The 22,716-nt window shown below is 72.8% G+C and carries 16 protein-coding genes; 8 read left to right on the top strand and 8 right to left on the bottom strand.

Features of this window, described 5'->3' with window-relative positions:
• Positions 1 to 19 precede the first annotated feature (19 nt).
• The 5 genes from AB0E85_RS08555 to AB0E85_RS08575 all read left to right on the top strand — a co-directional run bounded on the left by AB0E85_RS08555 (position 20) and on the right by AB0E85_RS08575 (position 6,488).
• Positions 20 to 313 (top strand): DUF503 domain-containing protein, encoded by a 294-nt coding sequence (locus AB0E85_RS08555; protein ID WP_030853207.1) that lies wholly within the window; start codon positions 20 to 22, stop codon positions 311 to 313.
• Between the two features lie 32 nt (positions 314 to 345).
• A complete protein-coding gene (gene rbfA / locus AB0E85_RS08560; RefSeq protein ID WP_033313042.1) occupies positions 346 to 798 on the top strand; it encodes a 30S ribosome-binding factor RbfA in 453 nt (150 codons plus the stop codon).
• A complete protein-coding gene (truB, locus tag AB0E85_RS08565; protein WP_361924000.1) occupies positions 795 to 1,700 on the top strand; it encodes a tRNA pseudouridine(55) synthase TruB in 906 nt (301 codons plus the stop codon). Before rbfA ends, truB begins: the two co-directional genes overlap by 4 nt.
• Before the next feature lie 261 nt (positions 1,701 to 1,961).
• Positions 1,962 to 5,363 carry a trypsin-like peptidase domain-containing protein gene (locus tag AB0E85_RS08570; RefSeq protein ID WP_361924002.1) on the top strand — a complete coding sequence of 1,134 codons (3,402 nt, stop codon included), beginning with the start codon at positions 1,962 to 1,964 and terminating at the stop codon, positions 5,361 to 5,363.
• Positions 5,364 to 5,531: 168 nt separating this feature from the next.
• A complete protein-coding gene (locus AB0E85_RS08575) occupies positions 5,532 to 6,488 on the top strand; it encodes a bifunctional riboflavin kinase/FAD synthetase (protein WP_361924004.1) in 957 nt (318 codons plus the stop codon).
• On the opposite strand, the gene AB0E85_RS08580 is transcribed toward AB0E85_RS08575, so the two are convergent.
• From AB0E85_RS08580 to eccE, 8 genes are all read right to left on the bottom strand, one after another.
• Positions 6,485 to 7,558 carry an ABC transporter ATP-binding protein gene (locus tag AB0E85_RS08580; RefSeq protein ID WP_361924006.1) on the bottom strand — a complete coding sequence of 358 codons (1,074 nt, stop codon included), beginning with the start codon at positions 7,556 to 7,558 and terminating at the stop codon, positions 6,485 to 6,487. The genes AB0E85_RS08575 and AB0E85_RS08580 overlap by 4 nt on opposite strands.
• Entirely contained in the window at positions 7,555 to 8,574 is a 1,020-nt protein-coding gene (locus AB0E85_RS08585) for an ABC transporter ATP-binding protein (RefSeq protein ID WP_361924008.1), read from the bottom strand. The genes AB0E85_RS08580 and AB0E85_RS08585 overlap by 4 nt, the downstream gene beginning before the upstream one ends.
• Positions 8,571 to 9,485, bottom strand: coding sequence for an ABC transporter permease (locus AB0E85_RS08590; protein ID WP_361924010.1), 915 nt, complete (start codon positions 9,483 to 9,485; stop codon positions 8,571 to 8,573). Before AB0E85_RS08590 ends, AB0E85_RS08585 begins: the two co-directional genes overlap by 4 nt.
• Entirely contained in the window at positions 9,482 to 10,531 is a 1,050-nt protein-coding gene (locus tag AB0E85_RS08595) for an ABC transporter permease (RefSeq protein ID WP_361924012.1), read from the bottom strand. The genes AB0E85_RS08590 and AB0E85_RS08595 overlap by 4 nt, the downstream gene beginning before the upstream one ends.
• A gap of 18 nt (positions 10,532 to 10,549) precedes the next feature.
• Positions 10,550 to 12,403 carry an ABC transporter substrate-binding protein gene (locus AB0E85_RS08600; RefSeq protein ID WP_361924014.1) on the bottom strand — a complete coding sequence of 618 codons (1,854 nt, stop codon included), beginning with the start codon at positions 12,401 to 12,403 and terminating at the stop codon, positions 10,550 to 10,552.
• 295 nt (positions 12,404 to 12,698) lie between these two features.
• Positions 12,699 to 16,526 (bottom strand): SCO5717 family growth-regulating ATPase, encoded by a 3,828-nt coding sequence (locus AB0E85_RS08605; protein ID WP_361924016.1) that lies wholly within the window; start codon positions 16,524 to 16,526, stop codon positions 12,699 to 12,701.
• 335 nt (positions 16,527 to 16,861) lie between these two features.
• Positions 16,862 to 17,641 carry a hypothetical protein gene (locus AB0E85_RS08610; RefSeq protein ID WP_361924018.1) on the bottom strand — a complete coding sequence of 260 codons (780 nt, stop codon included), beginning with the start codon at positions 17,639 to 17,641 and terminating at the stop codon, positions 16,862 to 16,864.
• A 5-nt stretch (positions 17,642 to 17,646) separates the two neighbouring features.
• Positions 17,647 to 18,963, bottom strand: a complete 1,317-nt coding sequence (gene eccE, locus AB0E85_RS08615; RefSeq protein ID WP_361924020.1) for a type VII secretion protein EccE — start codon at positions 18,961 to 18,963, stop codon at positions 17,647 to 17,649.
• A gap of 200 nt (positions 18,964 to 19,163) precedes the next feature.
• Between eccE and eccB the strand changes: the two genes are divergently transcribed.
• The 3 genes from eccB to AB0E85_RS08630 are packed head-to-tail and all read left to right on the top strand — an operon-like array spanning position 19,164 to position 22,572.
• Positions 19,164 to 20,690, top strand: a complete 1,527-nt coding sequence (eccB, locus tag AB0E85_RS08620) for a type VII secretion protein EccB (RefSeq protein WP_361924022.1) — start codon at positions 19,164 to 19,166, stop codon at positions 20,688 to 20,690.
• Between the two features lie 20 nt (positions 20,691 to 20,710).
• On the top strand, positions 20,711 to 21,973 hold the full coding sequence (gene mycP / locus AB0E85_RS08625) for a type VII secretion-associated serine protease mycosin (RefSeq protein WP_361924070.1): 1,263 nt from the start codon (positions 20,711 to 20,713) through the stop codon (positions 21,971 to 21,973).
• Positions 21,961 to 22,572 (top strand): hypothetical protein, encoded by a 612-nt coding sequence (locus AB0E85_RS08630; RefSeq protein ID WP_361924024.1) that lies wholly within the window; start codon positions 21,961 to 21,963, stop codon positions 22,570 to 22,572. Before mycP ends, AB0E85_RS08630 begins: the two co-directional genes overlap by 13 nt.
• The last annotated feature ends 144 nt before the right edge of the window (positions 22,573 to 22,716 follow it).

A 22,716-nucleotide genomic window follows, 5' to 3' on the forward strand; every position in this document is an offset into this window, starting at 1 on the left:
CGGGACATCCGGATCACACATGTACGTGGGGACTCTGTCCTTCGATCTGCTCCTCGGCGACGTCCACTCGCTCAAGGAGAAACGCTCTCTGGTCCGCCCGATCGTCGCCGAGCTCCAGCGCAAGTACGGGGTGAGCGCGGCCGAGACGGGGAACCAGGACCTCCATCGCAGGGCCGAGATCGGGCTCGCGGTGGTCTCGGGGGAGACGGGACACCTCACCGACGTCCTGGACCGCTGTGAGCGGCTCGTCGCGGGGCGGCCCGAAGTCGAACTGCTCTCGGTTCGACGCAGGCTCCACAGCGACGAAGACTGAAGCAACAAGTAAGCACTTAAGGAGACGGACCAGTGGCCGACAACGCGCGTGCCAAGAGGCTGGCGGACCTCATCCGAGAGGTGGTGGCCCAGAAGCTGCAGCGTGGGATCAAGGACCCGCGGCTCGGCTCGCACGTCACCATCACGGACACCCGGGTCACGGGCGACCTCAGGGAAGCGACCGTCTTCTACACGGTGTACGGGGACGACGAGGAGCGCGCGGCGGCCGCCGCCGGCCTGGAGAGCGCCAAGGGCATCCTGCGCTCCGAGGTGGGCCGGGCCGCCGGTGTGAAGTTCACGCCGACCCTGGCCTTCGTCATGGACGCCCTCCCGGACAACGCCCGCACCATCGAGGACCTCCTCGACAAGGCGCGCCAGTCCGACGAGAAGGTGCGCGAGGCGTCCGCGGGCGCGAAGTACGCCGGCGACGCCGACCCGTACCGCAAGCCCGACGAGGACGACGAGACGGACACCGGCGCAGAATGACCCAGAAGCACACCACGCCCGACGGCCTTGTCATCGTCGACAAGCCGTCGGGCTTCACTTCGCACGACGTCGTCGCCAAGATGCGCGGCATCACCAGAACGCGACGCGTCGGGCACGCGGGCACCCTCGACCCGATGGCCACGGGCGTCCTCGTCCTCGGCGTCGAGAAGGCCACCAAGCTCCTCGGCCACCTCGCGCTGACCGAGAAGGAGTACCTGGGCACCATCCGGCTCGGGCAGAACACCCTCACGGACGACGCCGAGGGGGAGATCACCTCCTCCACGGACGCCTCGAAGGTCACCCGCGACGCCATCGACGCCGGCATCGCCGCGCTGACCGGCGACATCATGCAGGTGCCGTCCAAGGTCAGCGCCATCAAGATCAACGGCGTGCGGTCGTACAAGCGGGCCCGGGAAGGCGAGGAGTTCGAGATCCCGGCCCGGCCCGTGACGGTCTCCTCCTTCGGCGTGTACGACGTCCGGGACGCCGTCGCCGACGACGGCACGGCCGTCCTCGACCTGGTCGTCTCGGTCGTCTGCTCCTCGGGCACCTACATCCGCGCCCTGGCCCGGGACCTGGGCACCGGCCTGGGCGTCGGCGGTCACCTCACCGCCCTGCGCCGCACCCGTGTCGGCCCCTACAAGCTGGACGCGGCCCGCACCCTCGACCAGCTCCAGCAGGAGCTGACCGTGATGCCGATCGCCGAGGCCGCCACGGCCGCGTTCCCCCGCTGGGACGTCGACGCCCGGCGGGCCAAGCTGCTCACCAACGGCGTGCGGCTGGACATGCCCGAGACGTACGCGGGCTCCGGCCCGGTCGCCGTCTTCGACCCGGAGGGCCGCTTCCTCGCGCTCGTGGAGGAGCACCGGGGCAAGGCCAAGAGCCTGGCCGTCTTCGCCTGACGGAGGAACCAGGGGGCCCGGTGTCCGCCCGTGGAGCGGCAGCCACGGGGTACCTCCACTGCCACCGCTCCACGGTCCCCCTCGGTTCCCCCACCCCTAGGGTGTATCCAGCCGCCCCCGATCCTTCACCCGTCCGTGCGGGCGCTCGGAGTGAACCGGGGGAGCGGAAGGGGGCGCTTTCGCAGAGCGATCTGTCCCGCTGATCATCCCGCCCCTACTGTCGAACACAAGGGCACGGGTGTACGGCGGGGAGGCTCGACGATGGCGTCGCGGAACCGGTCCCGGGAGACGGACGACAGCCCACAAGGCTCCCCGGACCTCCCCGGACCAGCACGGCACGAGGACGGGGCGGTCCCGGGCGACGCCCTCGTCCGCATCCACGACCTGGCCGGCCGCCCCCGCGGCACCGGCTTCCTGGCCGACCACCGCGGCACACTGATCACCAGCCACGAGGCCGTCGACGGTCTGCCCCGGCTCGTCCTGTACGGCGCCGGGGGCCGCCGCCGGGTCGTGTCCGCCGAGGCGGTCACCCCGCTGCCCGCGCTGGACCTGGCCCTCGTACGGACCGAGGGGCTCGGTGTGCCGCCGCTGCCCGTCACCGTGCGGGAGGGGGCCAGGACCGGCACCTACGTGCGGATCGCCGCCGGCGTCTGGCGCGAGGCACGGCTGCTGGGCTCGGCCTCCGTGACGTACGCGGCCACGGACCGCCTCCACCGCCTCGACGACGCGCTGGAACTGGCGGTCGGCACGGCAGGGCGGGACGCGCTGCGGCTGGGCGGCGGGGCAGCCGGCGGCCCGGTCCTCGACGCCGGGACCGGCGCCGTGGTGGGGGTGCTGGGCACCGCCCTCAGCTCCGATCACCGCGATGTCGGGTTCGCCGTACCGCTGCGTTCCCGGCTCGCCTGTGCCGCGCAGCCGCTGGCCGACGTGCTCGCGGAGAACGCGGCGACGGTTCCCGCGTACGGCGCGGACCTCAATCTGGCCGGGGTGCTGGACCTGACCGCCGCCTCGGTGGCCCTGGAGGACCCGCCCGGCGGCCCCGGTCTCCCGCAACCGGTCGAACGGGCGGCCGTGGCGGCCGAGATCAACGCGTTCACCGGCGGCCCGGCGGCCGTACTCGGCCTCGTCGGCCCCCCGGGCAGCGGTCGTACGACGGAACTCGCGGCGCTCGCCGCGCGGCGCCGGCGGGACGGGCAGCCCACGCTCTGGCTGCGCGGCAGCGAACTGCGGGACGGCGACGCGTCGGTGGCGGACGCGGCACACCGGGCGCTGAACCGGGCCGCCTCCGTCGTGACCACCTCCGCCCCGGCCGGCCCGGGTGACATCACGCCCGAGCGCCTGGCCCACCTCGCCCGGTCCGAGGGCCGCCCGCTGCTCCTCCTGCTCGACGGCCCCGAGGAGATGCCCCCGGCCCTGGCCCGCCGTCCGAAGGACTGGGCGGACGGGACCACGCGGTGGCTGTGGGAGACGGGAGCCCGGCTGGTGGTGGCCTGCCGGGCGGAGTACTGGGAGACCGCGCCCTTCCCCGCGGAGCCGCGCGTGGTTCTCGGCGACCTCACCGACGACGAGGCGCGGGAGGCGTACCGGCGCCACGGCCTCGCCGGTCACGCCCTCGCCCCGGCCGACGCCCGGCACCCCCTCACCCTCGGTTTGCTCGCCGAGGTCCGGGCGGCCCTCACCGACCCCCCCGAGGCGACCGAGATCGACCGGAACGACGTCTTCGCGGCCTACCTCGACCTGATGTCCCTGCGGATCGCCCAGCGCCTGGCCGCCGGCGACGGCCTGCACGGCACGGCCGTACGCCGCCTGGCCGCGAAGGTCGCCGGGCAGGTGCACGAGGCCGCCCGGCGCAGCCTCGGGCCGGGGCCGGGAGACCTGGACCCGGAGGTCTTCGCGGACGTGTTCGCGTGGGGGACCGCCCCGGAGCGGCTCGGCGGCGGCAGCGGCTGGGCGTCGGCCGTGCTCGCCGAGGGCCTGCTCGTACCCGCCGGACCCGGCTACCGCTTCGCACACGAAGGGCTCGCCGACTGGCTCCAGGGCATGCACCTCGACCTCGACGAAGCCCTGCACGCCCTCGTCCACCGCGCCGAGGACGCCCCGTCCGAGCCCGTGCCGCACCACCGCATCGGGCCGGTCGTCCAGGCCCTGCTGTACCTCGGCCGCCAGCACGGCCCTTGTCGGCTGGCCTCCCGCCTGGCCGACCTGGTCCACGCCCTGGACGCGGATCCGCGCTCCTGGTGGGCCCCCCGCCTGCTCGCCGGGACGCTGTCGGCCCTCCCCGACGCGGCGCCGTACACGGAGGTGCTGCGGCTGCTCGCCGACCGGATCGTGGCCTGGCGGCGGCAGGGACGGCCCGTCCCCGGGGAGCTCGGGCCCGCCTTCTGGACCGGCGTCAGGCTCCCGGAGGAGGTCCGCTGCGCCCTGCTGCGGCGGCTGGTCCACGCCGACGGGCCGCCGTGCGAGGCCGGACCCCGCTTCCTCGACGCCGTCGCCGCACTCCTCGCCGCCGGCCCCGCCGCCGTGCAGCCACAGCTCGCCCGCTGGTTCGACGACGAGGAGCCACTGCCCGCGACCCCGCACGCGACCGTGGCCACGGCCGCCCAGGCGCTGCTGCACACCCACCGCCACGGCGCCCTGGACGGGCTGACGGACGTGCTCGTCGACTGTGCGCACCGGCGGGCCGACGAACTGCTCGCCGTGCTGGCCGAGGAGGAGCCGTCGGGGGTGTGCCGGGCCGTCGACCGCTGGGCGCGCGACGAGCGGCCCGCGCGCCGGAACGCCGCGGTCGCGCACGGACTGCGCGTCGCGCCGCACGTGAGCACCGGAGGCGACCGCGCCCTCCTGCGCTACGCGGCCCTCACCCTGCTCGCCCGTCCCGCCGACCGGGCCCTGCACGGCGGCGCCCTCGCCCTGCTCGTCCAGGACCCCCACACCCGCGCCCGCTACCTCCCGCGGGCGCTGGAACACTTCGCCGCGGGCGACCCGCGATTCTCACCGGACGCGCTGGCCGGAGCCCTCCTGACCGACCCCGAGCCGGTTCTCACGGCCTTCGCAGCCCGGCTGGAGCGACCCGACGCGGAGGAGGCCCTGCGCGCACTCGCCGACGCCGCCCCGCCCGGCCTGGCCCGGCGGGTCGCCGCCGTGCTGTGCCGGGCGGCACGGCAGCGGCCGGAGCTCGCCGGGCCCACGGCCGCATACGCCGACCAGCGGCTCGACCGGGGCCCCGCCGCCCGGCCCGTGCTCCTGCCGCTGGTCACGGCCCTGCTGGAGGACGGCCCGGTGCGGCTGCGCTGTGCCCTGGCCGCCGTCCTCACCCCGCCCGGCATCCCCGCCTCACGTCCGCTGCGCCGTGAACTGCGCGACGCGCTCCTCGCCCGCGAGCACGACACCGACGTCCTGGACGCGCTGCTGCACGCCGCCGCCCGCAACGGCGGGGACGACCTGCGCGACCTCGTCCACCGCATCGCACTGCTCCTCGTGCGCACCCCGGAGGGCGCGACCCGCTTCGACCGCGCCCTGGTCGACCTGGGCCGGCACGTGCCCGGCTTCGCCGCCCGCGCGGCCGCCTGGCTGGCCGAGGCGCCCGAGGAGTGGGCGGCGCTGGTCGGGCCGAGCTCCCACCGGATGATCGAGAACCTCGCCGGCGAGGGCGTCCCCGTGTGACCGGCCGCAGGGCGCCGGGCCGCAGTACGGTGCCGTGCGCCCTGTCACACCCCCATGCCGATGCGGGCAGGAGGCACCCGGCATGGCACCCTTAGACCTGCGCACGAGGCAATCACGGACAACCGACCGGACACGGGTTCGACGAGCTTTCGACAAGGAGCAGGCACAGTGCAGCGCTGGCGTGGCTTGGAGGACATCCCCCAGGACTGGGGGCGCAGCGTCGTCACCATCGGCTCCTACGACGGAGTGCACCGCGGGCACCAGCTGATCATCCGGCATGCCGTGGACCGCGCCCGGGAACTGGGCGTGCCCGCCGTCGTCGTCACCTTCGACCCGCACCCCAGCGAGGTCGTCCGCCCCGGCAGCCACCCGCCGCTGCTCGCCCCGCACCACCGCCGCGCCGAACTCATGGCCGACCTGGGCGTGGACGCGGTGCTCATCCTCCCCTTCACGACCGACTTCTCGAAGCTGTCCCCGGCCGACTTCGTCGTCAAGGTCCTGGTCGACAAGCTGCACGCCAAGGCGGTCGTCGAGGGCCCCAACTTCCGCTTCGGCCACAAGGCCGCCGGGAACGTGGAGTTCCTCGCCACGCAGGGCAAGACCTACGACTTCGAGGTCGAGGTCGTCGACCTGTACGTGACCGGTGCGGCGGGCGGCGGCGAGCCGTTCTCCTCCACGCTGACGCGGCGGCTGGTCGCCGAGGGCGACGTCGAGGGTGCGGCGGAGATCCTCGGCCGGCCGCACCGGGTGGAGGGCGTCGTCGTCCGGGGTGCCCAGCGCGGGCGCGAACTGGGCTTCCCTACGGCCAACGTCGAGACGCTGCCGCACACGGCCATCCCGGCCGACGGTGTGTACGCGGGCTGGCTGCACGCCCAGGGCGAGGCGATGCCGGCCGCGATCTCCGTGGGCACGAATCCGCAGTTCGAGGGGACCGAGCGGACGGTGGAGGCGTATGCCATCGACCGGGTGGGGCTCGATCTGTACGGGTTGCATGTCGCGGTCGACTTCCTGGCGTTCGTGCGGGGGCAGGCGAAGTTCGACACGTTGGACGCGCTGCTGGTTCAGATGGGGCAGGACGTCGAGAAGTGCACGGCGTTGGTGGCGGCGGCAGAGCGGTCTGCCTAGTCTCCTTGTGGGCCGTCTGCGGGTGGGTTGTGGCTGGTCGCGCAGTTCCCCGCGCCCCTGAGGGGCGCCTGCGGAGCTGCCCAGTGGCAGGCCACCTGTGATTGACCGCCCCCGCTCAGCACCGGCACGTCCTGGCCCCTGCACGTGTCCGCCACTCCCGCTGCCTCCGCCTCACCACTGGCGAGGATCTGGCAGCGGGCGTGGAAGCGGCAGCCGCTCGGGACGCGGGACGGGTCCGGGGGCTCGCCGGTGAGGACCACCGGGGTGCCCGGGGCCTCCGGGAGCACGGACAGCAGCGCCTGCGTGTAGGGATGCCGTGGGGCCGTCAGGACCTGTTCCACCGGGCCCGTTTCCACGATCCGGCCCAGGTACATCACGGCGACCCGGTCCGCGATGTTCCACGCCAGGCCCAGGTCGTGCGTGACGACCAGGGCGGACAGGCCCAGCTCGGCGCGCAGCCGGAGCAGCAGGGCGAGGATCTCGCCGCGTACCGAGGCGTCGAGGGAAGCCACCGGCTCGTCGGCGACGAGGAGTTCGGGTTCCAGGACGAGCGCCCCGGCGATCACGACACGCTGGCGCTGCCCGCCGGACAGTTCGTGCGGGTAGCGCAGGAAGAAGCGCTCCGGGGGGCGCAGTCCGGCCCGGGACAGCGCCTCGGCGACCGCTGTGCGTTCGTCGCCGCCGCAGCCGTGGATGCGCAGGCCCTCGGCGACCGCGTCGTACACCGTGTGCCTGGGGTTGAGCGAGCCGCTCGGGTCCTGGAGGACCAGCTGGACGCGTTTGCGGTAGGCCTTCAGGGACCGGCCGGAGTAGTCCAGGGGGCGGCCGTCGAACGTGACCCGGCCCGCCGTCGGCTCGACCAGCCCGAGCAGGCTGCGGGCCAGGGTCGTCTTGCCGCAGCCGGACTCGCCGACCAGCGCGACGATCTCGCCGGGGCGGATGTCGAGGTCGACGCCGTCCACCGCGCGGGCCCGGGGGCCGCCGTGCCGTCCGGGGAAGGTGACGTAGAGGCCCTGGGCGCTCAGCAGGGGGGCCGTGGTGACCTCGGGGGCCGTGGGCGATGTGGTCATGGTGTGCCGGGCCTCGCTTCCTCCAGGGGCTCTGGTTCCTCTCGGGCGCCGAGGGGCGTATCCACCGGTGGTCCTGCCAGCACGCACGCCGCCCGGCGTTCGGGTCCCGCGGTCCGCAGCAGCGGGTCCTGCTCGGGGCACGACTCCAGCGCCACCGGGCAGCGCGGATGGAAGGTGCATCCGGACGGGAGCGCGGCAGGGTCCGGCGGGTCGCCCGCCAGGCCCTGCGGCGCGAACCGGGACGCCGGGTCGCCGATGCGCGGGAACGCGGCCGACAGGGCCCGGGCGTAGGGGTGCCGGGCGTCCTCGTACACCTGGGCGGCCGGGCCTTCCTCGACCACCCGGCCCGCGTACATCACCGCGAGCCGGTCGCAGGTGTCGGCGAGGACCGCCAGGTCATGGCTGATCATGATCAGGCCGAGGTCCTGGTCCGCGACGAGCTGCTCGATGAGCCGGAGGATCTGGGCCTGGATCATCACATCGAGCGCGGTCGTCGGCTCGTCGGCGATGATCAGCCGGGGATCGCAGGCCAGGGCCATCGCGATCATGACGCGCTGGCGCTGGCCGCCGGACAGCTCGTGCGGATAGGCGTCGGCGCGGGCCGCCGGGAGACCGACCTGCTCCAGCAGTTCACCCGTCTTCCTCTTCGCCCCGGCCGCGGTGGCCTTCTTGTGCAGCAGGATCGGCTCGGCGATCTGGTCGCCGATGCGGTGCACCGCGTTGAGGGAGTGCATCGCGCCCTGGAAGACGACGGAGGCCCCGGCCCAGCGGACCGCCCGGACCCGGCCCCACTTCATGGCCAGCACGTCCTCGCCGTCGAGGAGCACCTCCCCGGTGATCCGGGCGCCCGCCGGCAGCAGCCGCAGCAGCGCCAGCGCCAGCGTGGACTTGCCGCAACCGGACTCCCCGGCGAGGCCGAGCTTGTGGCCCGCCTCCAGGCGCAGATCGACCCCGCGCACGGCGGCCGCCCCGCCCGCGTACGTCACGGTCAGGTTCCTGACGTCGAGCAGGCTCAACGCGACACCCCCAGCCTGGGGTTGAGGACGGACTCCACGGCCCGCCCGCACAGCGTGAACGCCAGCGCCACCACGGCGATGGCGATGCCCGGCGGCACCAGGTACCACCAGTCCCCGGCACTGACCGCGCCCGCCTCCCGCGCGTCCTGGAGCAGCCCGCCCCACGACACGACCGTCGGGTCGCCGAGGCCCAGGAAGGCGAGGGTCGCCTCCGCGAGGATGGCCGAGGAGATGATCAGGGTGGTCTGGGCCAGCACCAGCGGCATCACGTTGGGCAGCACGTGCCGGGACATGATGTGCCAGTGCCCGCCGCCCAGCGCCTGCGCCCGCTCGATGTACGGCCGGGTCTCCACGGCGAGGGTCTGGGCGCGCACCAGCCGGGCCGTGGTCGGCCAGGTGGTGACGCCGATCGCGACGACGGTCGTGGTCAGGGAACGGGACATCACGGTCGCCAGGGCGATCGCCAGCACCAGCGTCGGCATCACCAGGAACCAGTCGGTGACCCGCATCATCACCGTCGCGTACCAGCCCTTGAAGTGCCCCGCCGTCACCCCGATCAGGGTTCCGATCGCGACCGACAGCACGGCGGCGAGCAGCCCGACCAGCAGCGACACCCGCGAGCCCCAGATCACCAGGCCCAGCAGGTCCCGCCCGAACTGGTCGGTGCCGAGCGGGAACTCTGCGCTCGGGCTCTGCATCGGACGTCCTGGCGCGTCGGTCACGCTGCTCACGTCGGAGCCGACGAACAGCGGGGCGAACAGGGCCAGCAGCGCGCACAGCGACAGCGCGGTCAGCCCGTACAGCCCCGCCCGTTCCGAGCGGTACTGGCGCCAGAAGCGGGCGACGGAGGCCCGGCGCCGCTGCCGGGCGAGGGCGCGCGGGCTCGGGGCCGGTTCGGTCGTCGTCGTCATCGGGCCACCCGGGGGTCCAGCAGCGGATAGACCAGGTCGGCGAGGGTGTTCATCAGGATCACCGCGGCGGCGAACACGAAGAACAGCCCTTGCACGAGCGGCAGATCGGGCACGCTCAGCGCCTGGTAGAACAGCCCGCCCAGCCCCGGCCAGGAGAACACCGTCTCCACCAGGATCACGCCCGCCACCGTCCGGCCGAGGTTGATGAAGATCAGCGTCACGGTGGGCAGCATGGCGTTCGGCACGGCGTGGCGGCGGCGTACGAGGTCGTCGCGCAGCCCCTTGGCCCGCGCGGTCGTCAGATAGTCGCTGCCCATCTCGTCCAGCAGCGCCGAACGCGTGACCAGCAGCGTCTGCCCGTACTCCACCGCCACCAGCGTCACCACCGGCAGCACCAGATGGTGCGCCACGTCGAGCACGTACGCGAAGCCCTGCTCGCCGCCCGATTCCATGCCGCCGGTCGGGAACATGCCGGGCAGTGGGCCGATGCCCACGGACAGCACGATGATCAGCAGCAGTCCGAGCCAGAAGGACGGGATGGAGTACAGCGTCAGCGCGAGGCCCGTGTTGAGGCGGTCGCCCAGCCTGCCGTGCCGCCACGCCGAGCGCGTGCCGAGGAAGATGCCCAGCGCCGTGTAGAGGACGAAGGCGGTACCGGTGAGCAGCAGGGTGTTGGGCAGCGCCTCGGTGATCTTGTCCACGACCGGGGCACGGAACTGGTACGACGTCCCGAAGTCACCGGTGAGGGCCTTGCCGCAGTAATCGGTGAACTGCCGCCACAACGGCAGGTCGAGCCCGAACTCCTCGCGGTAGGCGGCCAGCTGCTCCGCCGACACCTGACGGCCGCCCGTCATGGTCTTCACCGGGTCGCCGGGGATCAGCCGGAAGAGGAAGAAGCTGGTTACGAGGACGGCCAGCAGCGACACGGCGGCACCGGCCACCTTGCCCGCCAGGTACCGCGGGTACGCGGAACTCCCGCGTACCCGCGGCCCAGCCGCCGCCGGCTGCTTGTCCTCGACCAGCGCGGGGGTCGCGTCAGCGGTCATGAGTACCCGCTCGCCGCTTCACTCGCGTTCCTCGGCGGTGGCCCGCCGCCGCATCGCCGCGAAGGCCGCGAGCCCGCCGAGGATCACGACACCCGCGACGATCCCGACCACGACCCCCGTCGACGAGGCGTTGTCGGAGGAGCCGTCGGAGTCCGCGGGGACCGCCGACCACCAGCTCCAGTAGCCGTCCTGGCCGTAGATGTTGCCCGCCTTGGCCGGCATGGTCGTGATCGACTTGATCTGGTCCGTCCGGAAGGCCTCGACCGCGTTCGGATACGCCATGACGTTCATGTACCCGAGGTCGTACAGCCGCGACTCCATCTGCTGGACGATGTCCGCCCGTTTGGCGGGGTCGTACTCGGTGAGCTGGCGGGCGTAGAGCTCGTCGTACTTCTTGTCGCAGATGAAGTTGTCCGTCGCGCCCGTCTCCTCGGGGGTTGCCGGAAGAGCCCCGCAGGTGTGGATGGACAGTACGAAGTCGGGGTCGGGGTTGACCGACCAACCGTCGAACGCCAGGTCGTACTTGCCTGCCAGCCACGGGTCGGTCACGTTGTCGAGGCAGTTGAGCCGGACGCCGATGCCGAGCTCGCCCCACCACTCCTGGAGGTACTTGCCGACGGCCTTGTCGTTCGGGTCGGTGGCGTGGCACAGCACGCGGTAGGTGATCGGCTTGCCGTCCTTGCCGACGCGCTTGCCGTCGCCGTTCTTCTTGTACCCCGCCTCGTCGAGCAGCCGGGCCGCCTCGGCCGGGTCGTAGGACAGCTTCTGGCTCGCGGACGGCTTCCAGAAGTAGTCCTGGAAGCGCGGCGGGATGTAGCCCTCGCCTTCGACGGCGTGGCCCCGGAACACCTTGTCGATGATGGCCTCGCGGTCCACGGCCCGGAACAGCGCGTTGCGCACCCGCTGGTCCAGCAGGGAGGGGTGGCCGTCGCCGAACTTCTCGCCGTTCTTGGCCCTGGCCCCCGGGTTGGTGGCGAGGGCGTAGAAGCGGCGGCCCGGGGCGTCGTTGACCTGGATGTTGTCGGCGCCCTTCAACGACTCCGCCTGAGCGGGCGTCAGGGACGGGGACCCGGCGACGAAGGAGACCTCGCCCTTGCGCAGCGCGGAGACGGCCGCGTCCTGGTCCTTGTAGTAGCGGAAGACCAGCTCGTCGAACTTCGGCGACCCGCGCCAGAAGTCCTTGTTGGCCTTGAGCCGGACGTAGCGGTCGGCCTTGTAGCCGCTCAGCACGAACGGGCCGTTCCCCACGACGGGGAAGCTCTTGTCGTTGTTGAACTCGGAGAAGTCCGAGACCTTCTCCCACACGTGCTTCGGCACGATCGGCACGTCCAGCGCGGCCATCGTGGCCTGCGGCTTCTTCAGCTCGATGACCAGCTTGGTGGGGCTCGGGGCCGTCACCTTCTTGAAGTTCCCGACGTAGCTGCCGTTCGCCGTGGCCGCGCCGGAGTCGGTCATCATCTTGTTGAAGGTCCACGCCGCGTCCTCGGCGGTGGCCTGCTCGCCGTCCGACCACTTCGAGTTGTCGCGGATCGTGTACGTCCACGTCAGCTTGTCCGCCGACGGCTCCCACTTGGTGGCCAGGCCCGCGATGGCGTGGTTGTCCTTGGGGTCGTAGTTCGTCAGGTACTCGTACATCAGCCGGTGGACGCTCGTGCTGAGCAGCCGGACCGCCAGGAACGGGCTGAGCGAGTCCACGCTCTGCGCCACGGCGACGGTCAGCACCTTCTTGCCGTCGTCGGCCGCCCGGGCCTGCTGGGGTGCCGGGTCGAGCGGGGTCGCGAGACCGGCGGTGAGGGTGAGCGCGGCGACCCCGGCCAGGGCGACGAGGCGGAGGCCGTGCGGGAGGCTGCGTTTCTGATCGTTCGTGCCCATGGTCGGACCTCGCGTCATCGCTCGGACGGGAAGGACGGGTTGATCAGGTGTCAGATGCGTGATGTGTGTGTACCAGCGGCCGTCTCCGCCCGTCAACGGCGTGTTCACCCCTTGTGGCCTGCGGAAATAACGAATTGGCGAGCTTTTCGCACTCATTGGTCGAGACCACTGAAGCGCTCCTGGCCAGGGCCTGGCAACGGAATCGGCCCCTGAACGCGCCGAGGCCCGCGCCGAGTCGGAACGGCGCGGGCCGGGCGGGACCAGCCTCTGAGAAGGGGCCGATCGGGTGAGGCGATTACTGCGTCGGAGGCGGGGGCGGCGGGGTCTGCCCGTCGGGCTGCGGGTAGCCGTAGCCGGGCTGCGGGGGAGCGGCGGGGGGCTGCTGCCCCGGCTGCGGGTACGGCTGGCCGGGGTGGGCCGCCGGTTGCCCGGGCCCGGGCTGCCCCGGTTGGCCAGGCTGGCCCGGCTGGGGGTAGGGCGGCTGACCCGCGGCCTGCTGGTACGGCTGCTGCTGCGGCTGCTCCGGCTGGGCGTAGGGCTGACCGGGCTGGGCGTACGGCTGGCCGGGCTGCGGCTGCTGCGGGTACGGGGCCGGCTGCCCGGCTTGCGGCTGCTGCGGGTACGGGCCCGGCTGACCGGGAGCCGGCTGCTGCTGTCCGGGGTACGGCGGCTGCCCCGGCTGGGCGTAGGGCTGACCGGGCACGGGCTGACCCGGCACGGCCTGGCCGGGCAGCGGCGGGGCCGCGACCGGCGGCGGGTTGCCGTCGGACGTCCACAGGCCGTGCGCCTGCTGGTGGCGGATGAAGTCCTCGGCGACCATCGCCGTGAGGTTGAAGTACGCCTCCCGCACCTTCGGCCGCATCATGTCGAGGTCGACCTCGGCGCCGGCGGCCAGGTGCTCGTCGAAGGGCACGACGACGACGCCACGGCAGCGCGTCTCGAAGTGCGACACGATGTCCTCGACCTTGATCATCTTGCCGGTCTCGCGCACCCCGGAGATGACGGTGATGGACCGCGAGACGAGGTCGGCGTACCCGTGCGCGGACAGCCAGTCCAGCGTCGTGCTCGCACTGCTCGCCCCGTCCACGGACGGCGTCGAGATGATGATGAGCTGGTCGGCGAGGTCCAGCACACCGCGCATGGCGCTGTACAGCAGGCCGGTACCGGAGTCGGTGAGGATCACCGGGTACTGCTTGCCCAGCACGTCGATCGCGCGCCGGTAGTCCTCGTCGTTGAACGTCGTGGACACGGCCGGGTCGACGTCGTTGGCGATGATCTCCAGACCGGAGGGCGCCTGCGACGTGAACCGCCGGATGTCCATGTACGAGTTGAGGTACGGGATCGCCTGGACCAGGTCACGGATGGTCGCCCCGGTCTCGCGCCGCACGCGGCGCCCGAGGGTGCCCGCGTCCGGGTTGGCGTCGATCGCGAGGATCTTGTCCTGCCGCTCGGTGGCGAGCGTGGAGCCCAGCGCGGTGGTGGTGGTCGTCTTGCCGACACCGCCCTTGAGGCTGATCACGGCGATCCGGTAGCAGGACAGCACGGGCGTGCGGATCAGGTCCAGCTTCCGCTGCCGCTCGGCCTCCTCCTTCTTCCCGCCGATCTTGAAACGGCCGCCACCGGCCGCCGGACGGCTGCTCTTCGCCTTCTGCTTCTTGCTGTTGAGCAGCCGGTCGGACGACAGCTCCACGGCAGCGGTGTAACCGAGCGGCGCCGCCCCGGGGTTGGTCGGCTGCCGCTGGTCGTGCTGCATGGGCTGCGGCCAGGCGGCACCGGTACGGGGATCCACGGGCTGCTGCGGGGGCTGCTGCCCCGGGTGCGGCTGTCCCGACGGGGCGGGCTGCCCGGCGTGCGGGGGCCGGGCCTCGGGCTGCGGCTGGACCTGCGGGGGTACACCGGGCTGCGCCTGGGGCTGCGGCTGCTGCACCGGCGGCTGGGGGAAGCCGTACCCGCCCTGGGCGTCGGGGACGCCGGGCTGCGGGAAGCCGTAACCGTCCTGGGGGGCGGACGCGGCCGGGGCGGGGGCGCCCGGCTGCGGGAAGCCGTAGCCGTCCTGCGGGGTCGGTGCGGGAACGGGCGGAGCGGCGGGGTGCTGGGCCGGGGGCTGCTGGGCGGCCGGGGCGGGGGCACCGGGGTGCGGGAAGCCGTAGCCGTCCTGCGCGTGGGGCGCGTGCGGGCCGCCCGGCTGCTGGGCCGGGGGCTGTGCGGCCGGGGCGGGGGCACCGGGGTGCGGGAAGCCGTAGCCGTCCTGCGCGTTCGGCGCGGCCGGGGCTCCCGGGTGCGGGAAACCGTAGCCCCCGGGCTGCGGTGCGGGCTGGGCGGGCGGCGTCGGTGCGGGCTGCTGGTTCCACGCGGCAGGCGCGGGCTGCGGCGCCTGAGGCTGGAACGGCGGCTGCTGGGCCGGCACGTAGGGCTGCGGCGGCACCGGAGGCTGTCCCTGGGCGGCCGTCGGCTGCGGCTGGGCGGGCGGGTTCGCGTCCGAGGGCTGCGCCGGGGGCTGCTGCGGCGGCGGGGCGGGCCACTCGCTCGCGGGAGCCGGAGCGGCCGGCTGGTACGACGGCGGCAGCGGCGGCACGCCCGGCGGGGGCGGGGGAGTGGAGTCGGACGGCGTGCTCTGCCGGGCATCGGGCGAGACCGGTACGGCCGGTACGGCGCCCTCCGGCTCGTCCTGCGCGGGCGTGCCGCCGGAGGGGGGCGCGTCGGCCGGCCCGGCAGCAGGCGCCACCGAGTCCTCGGGCTCCTGGTCGGCTCCGGCCTGCACCGCGTCCGCGGGCTCGTCGGCTTCGGGCAGCGCGTTCTCGGACTGGGCGTCCTCGGGCTGTGCCTGCTCGGTCTCGGCGTCGGCGTCGTCGGCGTCGTCGGCCTCGACGTCCTTGGACTCGGGGTCTTCCGGGCCGGCGTCCTGGATCTCGGTGTCCTCGGGCTGGGTGTCCTGAGCCCCGGTGTCCTGGGCCCCGGTGTCCTCGGCCGCTGCGGCCTGCGGCTCAAGCGCCTCGGGTGCCGCGTCCTCGGATTCCGCCCGGGTGTCCTCCGGCTCGGCCTTCTCGGCCGGCGGCAGATCGGTGAAGGCGTCCGCGTCCAGCGCGTACTCCGAAACCGTGGCGGAGTCGTCGCCCTCCACACCGGGGTCTTCGTCCTCCGGCAGGGCATCGGCACGGGCAGCGCCGTCCCCGTCCGTGTCCTCCGTCCCGGTGGCTTCGGGCCCCTCGGGCGCGGAAGCCGCCTCCGCGGCGCGCTCCTCGATCTCCCGCTTCAGGGCGACGGCGGAGAAGCGCATGGTGGCACCGCTCTCCAGATCGCCGTTCTCCGGCTCCGCGGCATCGACGGGAGCCGCGACGGCCGGAGCCTCCGGAGTGGCCGGAGCCTCCGGAGCGGCGGGCGGAGTCGCCGGAGCCTCGGGAACGGGCGGTGCCTCCGGCGGAGCCGGCGGTGTCCACGACTGGTAGCCGCCGACGGGGATGTTCGGGACGGCCCCGGGAGAGGCCGCGTCAGCCGAGGGCGTCTCGGTCTGCCCCTGAGGCCGGCCCTCCGGCTGCGAGCCCTGCGGTTCGAACCCGCTCCCCATCGGAAGCCTGGGCACGGCCGAGGGACCCCCGGAAGACGACGCGGGCGGCGCCGGCGGCGTGAAGGGCGTCCCGGGCGCGGGAGCGGGAGGCGTGAACGGAGCGCCCGGCGCGGGCGCCGGCGCGGGCGGGCTGAAGGGCGCCCCGGGGGCCGGAGCGGGAGCGGAGGCCTGTCCCGGCAGCGACGTCGGCAGGGACGACGGCCCACCGGAAGGGTTGGCGTGCGGCGGCGGAGTCAGGCCCGGCAGCGGCGGCACCGGCCCCTTCGGCCTGCCGGGGCCCCCGGGCGGGCCGGCAGCCCCCGGAGTCCCGGAACTCGAGTTGACCCCGGAAGCCCCGGGCGTACCCGAGGAGGCACTGGAATCCTGGGACGCACCGGCCCCGGCCCCCGCCGCCCCCTGCCCCGAGGACGAGCTCCCCGAGGCGTTCTGCGTGTACCAGGCGGGCGGGGCGTAGTCGATGGTGAACTCGCCCGTCATCTCCGCTGCGGACTCCGCGTCGGGCTGGTCATCGCCGGGTGTCGCCCAGCCCCCGCGGTTCCCGTCCCGATCGCTGCTCACAGTGTTCCTCCTGGTGTGGTCGAGCACCCTCATGCCGTGCTGGGGCGACCCTTGCTTGTCGTCCGACGTCGTGCGAAGTCGTTTGAGGCGTACAGGGGTCGTCCGAGGTCGTCCGCTCCACAGGCTCCCCCGCTTCCCCCTGGGACGCCGACGCCTACTCCACGGGGTCTGACGTCGAGCCCTGTCCCAGCCTAATCACCACACGCCCCGACCCGGCAGGCCCGTCTGCCCCTCCACTGCAACGCTGGACCTCGAAAACCAGGCAAAAGTGATGTAATTTCCGGCGCAACAGTCGCCAAACCGGGTGCTACGAGCGGTTTTGGCCGCGAGGACCGTCAGTCCATCCGACGTGGCGTACCCAACAACCCGGTCTCCGCATCCGTGGGCTGCGCCATCACGTACTGCCGATCGCGGTCGGTACACCACAGGGTGAGGCCGTCGGAGAGCCCCGGCAGGGAGTCCACTTCGGCCCGGGTGAGCGCCATCGTGCGGCCCAGTTCCGTGGCCTCGTCCGGTGATACCCGCTGGATCCCGACCAGCCGCGCCTGCCGCACGAGCCGCGGAGCGACCGGGCTGACGTAAGGCAACAGGGTCAACACCGACTGCCAGGGCCCGGAGACCACGCGACCGCGAGGCGGCCGCATCCCGCAGTCCCGTACCACCAGTACGGGTGTACCGGCCGAGGCGCCCAGCGGCGGCACCCGCCCGACGTCGTACACGGCCATCCCGTTCTGACCGCCCCCCATGGCGTGCACCATCGGCATCCAGGCCTGAGCCCGCCCCGTCTCCACCGCGACCCGTGTCCCCGTCGCCGCCGCCCTGAGCGCGATGACCTGCACGGTCCACAGACCGCCGATGAGTACGACGTCGTACGGCAGCGGCCGATTGAGCCCGAGTACCGCGGGCCGGTTCTCCGCGTCCACGCCGATGACGACGCCGTCGTCGGCCACGGGAAGGGCGAGGGAGTCCAGTTGGTCGACGGTCACGGAGTGCCGCGGGTGTCTCGGGCCGATCAGTCCGAAGCCGCGGCGCAGTAGTTCACGCGCCCGCTCGGGGGCGGAGGTCTGCGGCTCCCCCCGCCCGGAGGCCGCCGCCTGTCCTACGCGCGGGGACATCGCCGTCATCGGACACCTCCGAGCGGCAGAGTGGCGAGCATGCCCGGTACCTGTTCCCGGTCGAGGCGGGCCAGGGCCATGCCCGTGTGCCGGGCCGCGGCCTGCACCGCGCGCCGGGCGGCGACGAGTTCGTCGTCGCTGCGCCCCGTCACCCGAAGGTGCCCGCAGACGGACACCTCCTTGCGCTCCCCCCGTCTGAGCGTGAGGCTGAAGGTGGTGGCGAGGGTGGGGACGGCCGTGACCAGAGCGACGAGCTGCGGCAGTGACGGCGCCCTCTCCCCACCCAGGGCGGGCCACCGACGGATCCAGTACGTGGTGTGTCTGCGGTTGTCGCAGCGCCAGTTCCGGCCTGACTCCTCGGTCCGGCGCTCCCGCGTGTCCGTCCGCCCGGCCTCCGCCGTCACCAGCGGGTTGGCACAGGCCGACGTGGCGATGGCGGAGGTCAGCTGCTCCTCGTCGAGGAGGGTCGCCCGGAATCCGGATCCGCTGAGTCGGCTCGCGAGGTGATCTGCGGCGCGCACGACGCACTTCTGCGCCCCGACCAGACCGCCCCCGCGTGCGGCCACCGCTTCCGCGCACAGTTCCGGATCGAGCTTCAACGCGATCCACGTGATGCGTACGGCCGGCGCACCCGTCTGCTCCTGCAAGGGCGCGTAGTTGGCGACCGCCACGGACTGCCGGGGCAGATGGATCGCCGGCGCGGGCTGCGTGTGGAGCACGACTTGCGCCGACTCCAGCCGGATACCGTCCACCTCCAGGGCGTCGTACACCAAGGAGAGCGGCAACGGCTGTTGGTTCCGCTCGGCCCGCAGCGCGGTGGCGTCGGCCTCGACCAGCAGGACGGCGGTGACGAACGTACCGTCCCCGACGATTCCGACGGGTCGGCGGTCACGGCCGGTGTACGTGTACGTCCGCAGACTCGGGTCGCACTCCACGGCCGGCGCCAGCCCTGGCTCCGTGCCCTCCGGTATCGGCGTACTCGCGGCCCGCCGCTGCCGTGCACGCAACGCCTGAGCCGTGGCCAGCCACTCGGGCAGGGAACGCCCGCGGCGACGGAGGAAGGAGAGCAGCACCAGACAGCCCGCGAGGACAGCCGCGGGCACCACGGCCACGGGATCGATCATCCACCCGACGAGCAGGATGGCCGCCGCGACCTCGATCAGGACCAGGCGTTGCAACCGGAATGCCCCGGCATGACCCGAACGCACCTTGGAGTGGAGTGTGCCCCGCGAAGCCGATCGCTGCGCCTGCCCCTGCCGGGACGCCGACGCGCCCCGTGCCCGCGATCGGTCACGAGACCGGACGCGCGTTCCGGAAGCCATCACTCCATCCCCCCGTTCTGCTGACAACTCGCCGGTGTTTCAGCACCGCACCCTGGCCGTGAAGGCCTGGGCACCCTACCCGCTCCACAACTCCCCACGGATACCAGGCATAGTAGGGGGCCGCTCTGACACCGGGGGCGGGCGGCCATGTCACACCAGGCGAGCGCGGCACATGTGAACACGGGGAGAGACAAGCAGAGATGGCATCTCGGCGCGACCAGCTCAATGCCTACACCTTCGCGAAGCGCCGCATGCTCGCGGCCTTCCTGCAGTCGTCGCCCGACGGTTCGGAGGAGGGGGCACCTCGTCCACTGCGCGCGGTCGTCCCCGGCGTCATCGTGGGTGTGATCGTCATGGCCGTGTTCGGGGCCTGGGGCATGTTCAAGCCCACCGCGCCCAAGGGCTGGGACGAGCCCAACGCCAAAGTGATCGTCGCCAGCGACTCGACCACGCGCTACGTCGTCCTGAAGACCGGCAAACAGGTCCAGCTGCACCCGGTCCTCAACATGGCGTCCGCGAAGCTGCTCCTCAACGAGGGCCAGGGCGATGTGGTGACCGTCGCCGAGTCCGTCCTCGACAACGGCAAGATCCCCCACGGGGCCACCATCGGCATCCCGTACGCGCCCGACCGTCTCCCCTCGGCGTCCGAGGCGGGCGGCGAGAAGCGCTGGGCGGTCTGCGAACGCCCCAGCGCGGGCGGCGAGTCCATCCAGAAGGCGGCCCTGGTCCTGGCCTCCCGCGACCTGAAAGCGACCGAGGGCAACGGCGAGAAACTGACGGGCGGGCAACTGCTCTACGTCGTGGCCCCGGACGGGAAGCACCACGTGGTGGACGCGAGGGGACGCTCCTACCTCGTCGACAAGAGCAACGAACTGCTGCTGCGCGCCGTCGTCGGCTCCGGACGCAAGCCCCAGAAAGTCTCCGACGAGTGGCTGGAGACCCTGCACACCGGCGACCCGATCTCCTTCCCGAAGATCCCCGCCCAGATCGGTGCCGCGGCCGACGCCCCCGGTCAACTGGACGACAAGACCGACAGGGTCGGCATGGTCCTCAAGGCGTCCGACCTCAACAGCGACCAGTACTACGTGGTGTTGCCCGGCCGGGTCGCCCCCGTCTCGGCCTTCGTCGCCCAACTCCTGCTGTTCAGCGAGGACCTGGCCGCCCTCGGCCAGGCCGGCCAAGCCAAGGGCATGAGCCCCGGTGCGATCGTCCCCGGCAAGCCGTTCGGCACCGAGTACCGCTGGCCGACCGAGGACCCCCAGCCCGTCAACGATGCCTCCGGAACCGCAGGAAGCCGCGGCACCGTCTGCAACGTCCTGCGCGGCGTCGACGCCGGCTCGGGGGCCACGACCCTGAGCACCTGGGCCGGCACGGACTTCCCGGCCAAGCTCCCCACCGGCTCCTCCAGCGCCTACGTCACGCCCGGCTCCGGCCAGCTCTACCGCCAGTTCCAGGGCAGGGAGACGAAGGCCGGCCCCGTCTTCCTCGTCACCGACACCGGCCTGCGCTACGTCCTGCAGTCCAACGCCGACAGCGGCGCGGACGACGCCGGCATCGGTACGACGGCCGAGGCCCGCCGGCAGGCCGAGCAGGAGGCCCGGCAAGCCCAGACCCGGCTCGGCTACAAGGACGTGGACCCGGCGCCGATCCCCGTCGCCTGGTCGCAGTTCCTGCCCACCGGCCCACGCCTGTCGACGACGGCGGCACGCCAGCCGCAGGGTTCCTGAGGAGGCCGGACGTGCCACACATGCCCACCTTCGTCCGCAGGGCGACCGCGGTGGCGGCGGCGGCCCTGCTCACGACCGCCCCCGTCGCCCTCGCACCCCCCGCGTCTGCGGCCGACCTCCCGTACTCGGACCAGTGCGCGTTCCCCAACGGCAAGTACCCGGGCCGCCCCTGGTCCCTCCAGCGCGTCCTCCTGGACGAGCTGTGGAGCCAGTCCACGGGCAAGGGCATGCGGGTGGCGGTCATCGACACCGGCGTCGACGTGACGAACCCTCAACTCACCGACGCCGTGGACGTGAAGAGCGGCCGCAACTTCCTGCCCGAGAACCTCAAGGACGATGACGGCAACCCGATCGAGCGGGGCAAGGAGAACGGCACCACGGACACGGTCGGCCACGGCACCAAGGTCGCCGGCATCATCGCCGCCCGGCCCGCCAAGGGCACCGGCTTCGTGGGCCTGGCCCCTGATGCGACGATCATCCCGATCCAGCAGAACGACGCGGAGGGCAACGGCGACGTCGGCACCCTGACCAAGGCGATCCGCTACGCCGTCCAGGCCCGGGCCGACGTCATCAACATCTCCCAGGACACCACGAGGCCGATGACGTCGACGTCCGATCTCAAACTGGCGATCGACCAGGCTCTGAACGAGGGGATCGTCGTCGTGGCCTCGGCGGGCAACGACGGCCTCGGCGGCAACGTCAAGGAGACCTACCCGGCTTCCTACGAGGGCGTCCTCGCCGTCGCAGCCTCGGACCGCAACAACGAGCGTGCCGCCTTCTCCCAGTCCGGCGAGTTCGTCGGCGTCGCGGCCCCCGGTGTCGACATGATCTCCACCGTCCCCAAGGGCGGCCACTGCTCCGACAACGGTACGAGCTTCTCGGCACCGTACGTCGCCGGTCTCGCGGCGCTGATCAAGGCGAAACACCGCGACTGGACGGCCCGGCAGATCGTCGCCCAGATCGAACAGACCGCGGAGCGCACCACCGCGGGCCACGACCGCCTGGTCGGCTGGGGAGTGGTCGACCCGGTACGCGCCCTGACCGATGACGAGCACCCCATCGAGTCCCCCAGCCCCCAAGCGGGCCTCGGCAAACCGGAAGCCCCCACTCCGGCCAAGTTCCAGATCGGCGAAACCGCCGAGGAACGCAACGCCCGCCTGGCCACGTACGTGGCCGTGGGCGCGGTGGTCCTCGTCGCGGGGATGGGCGGCACGGCAGTGGCGCTCCGGGACGCGCGGCGCGGGCATGGGCGACGGGGGGACGGCGGATCATGGACGCGCTGACCGAACTGAATGTCATCGGCCTCATCCTGTCCGCCGTGCTGCTGGCGATGGCCTGCGTCAAGGCGGACCGCGTCCGGGCCTGGCGCGCCGGCATCAACCCGTCGGCCGAAGAACTGCCCGACGCCGCCTTCGTAGCCGCCCGCGTCGTGTTCGTCGCTCTCGCCGGCGTCGGCATCTACCTGTGTGTGCAGGGCTTCCAGGTCTCCGATGACACGACGTGGGACGACGCCGAGTTCACGACTGCCGTGCAGGGCGCCACGGACGCCTTGGACGGCAGTTCCGGTTTCGGCGACATCTACGCCGAGGACGACGACACCCGCTGGATCGACGAATACGCGACAAAAATCGAGCAGAAGGTCGTCCAGTACGGCGGCGGCGATGCCCCGCAGTACGGCGTGACCGCGAGGCCCGCCGACTCGAACACGCCCTCCGAGGCGCGTTACACGGTCACCGGCGGCGACTCGGCCTTCTGCATGCAGGTCACCCGCACCCGGTCGAAGGACGGGGACTATGAGCCCCCGGGAATCGGCGGAGGTGAGGGGACGGTGACAGTCCCCGCGTACGACTTCGCGGTGACGACGCGTGAGGGCGGGTGCTGACTCCACGGCTCGGCCTGATCTTGTCCGCCTCGCAACTCGCATACCACGAGAATCAGTTGGTGGTGTCTGACCCATTGATTACAGTGGTCATCGAGTGTGCCGATCGGGTCATCACCTGTACACCGCTCAACGACTTCACCAACG

The sequence above is a fragment of the Streptomyces sp. NPDC029044 genome, assembly GCF_040637495.1.
Taxonomy (GTDB): Bacteria; Actinomycetota; Actinomycetes; order Streptomycetales; family Streptomycetaceae; genus Streptomyces.

Bases quoted from the DNA above. Each gene is read 5' to 3' on its own strand.
- AB0E85_RS08555 (WP_030853207.1), top strand. From the start codon at position 20: ATGTACGTGGGGACTCTGTCCTTCGATCTGCTCCTCGGCGACGTCCAC.
- truB (WP_361924000.1), top strand. From the start codon at position 795: ATGACCCAGAAGCACACCACGCCCGACGGCCTTGTCATCGTCGACAAG.
- AB0E85_RS08570 (WP_361924002.1), top strand. From the start codon at position 1,962: ATGGCGTCGCGGAACCGGTCCCGGGAGACGGACGACAGCCCACAAGGC.
- AB0E85_RS08580 (WP_361924006.1), bottom strand. From the start codon at position 7,558: ATGACCACATCGCCCACGGCCCCCGAGGTCACCACGGCCCCCCTGCTG.
- AB0E85_RS08590 (WP_361924010.1), bottom strand. From the start codon at position 9,485: ATGACGACGACGACCGAACCGGCCCCGAGCCCGCGCGCCCTCGCCCGG.
- AB0E85_RS08595 (WP_361924012.1), bottom strand. From the start codon at position 10,531: ATGACCGCTGACGCGACCCCCGCGCTGGTCGAGGACAAGCAGCCGGCG.
- AB0E85_RS08600 (WP_361924014.1), bottom strand. From the start codon at position 12,403: ATGGGCACGAACGATCAGAAACGCAGCCTCCCGCACGGCCTCCGCCTC.
- AB0E85_RS08610 (WP_361924018.1), bottom strand. From the start codon at position 17,641: ATGTCCCCGCGCGTAGGACAGGCGGCGGCCTCCGGGCGGGGGGAGCCG.
- eccE (WP_361924020.1), bottom strand. From the start codon at position 18,963: ATGGCTTCCGGAACGCGCGTCCGGTCTCGTGACCGATCGCGGGCACGG.
- eccB (WP_361924022.1), top strand. From the start codon at position 19,164: ATGGCATCTCGGCGCGACCAGCTCAATGCCTACACCTTCGCGAAGCGC.
- mycP (WP_361924070.1), top strand. From the start codon at position 20,711: ATGCCCACCTTCGTCCGCAGGGCGACCGCGGTGGCGGCGGCGGCCCTG.
- AB0E85_RS08630 (WP_361924024.1), top strand. From the start codon at position 21,961: ATGGACGCGCTGACCGAACTGAATGTCATCGGCCTCATCCTGTCCGCC.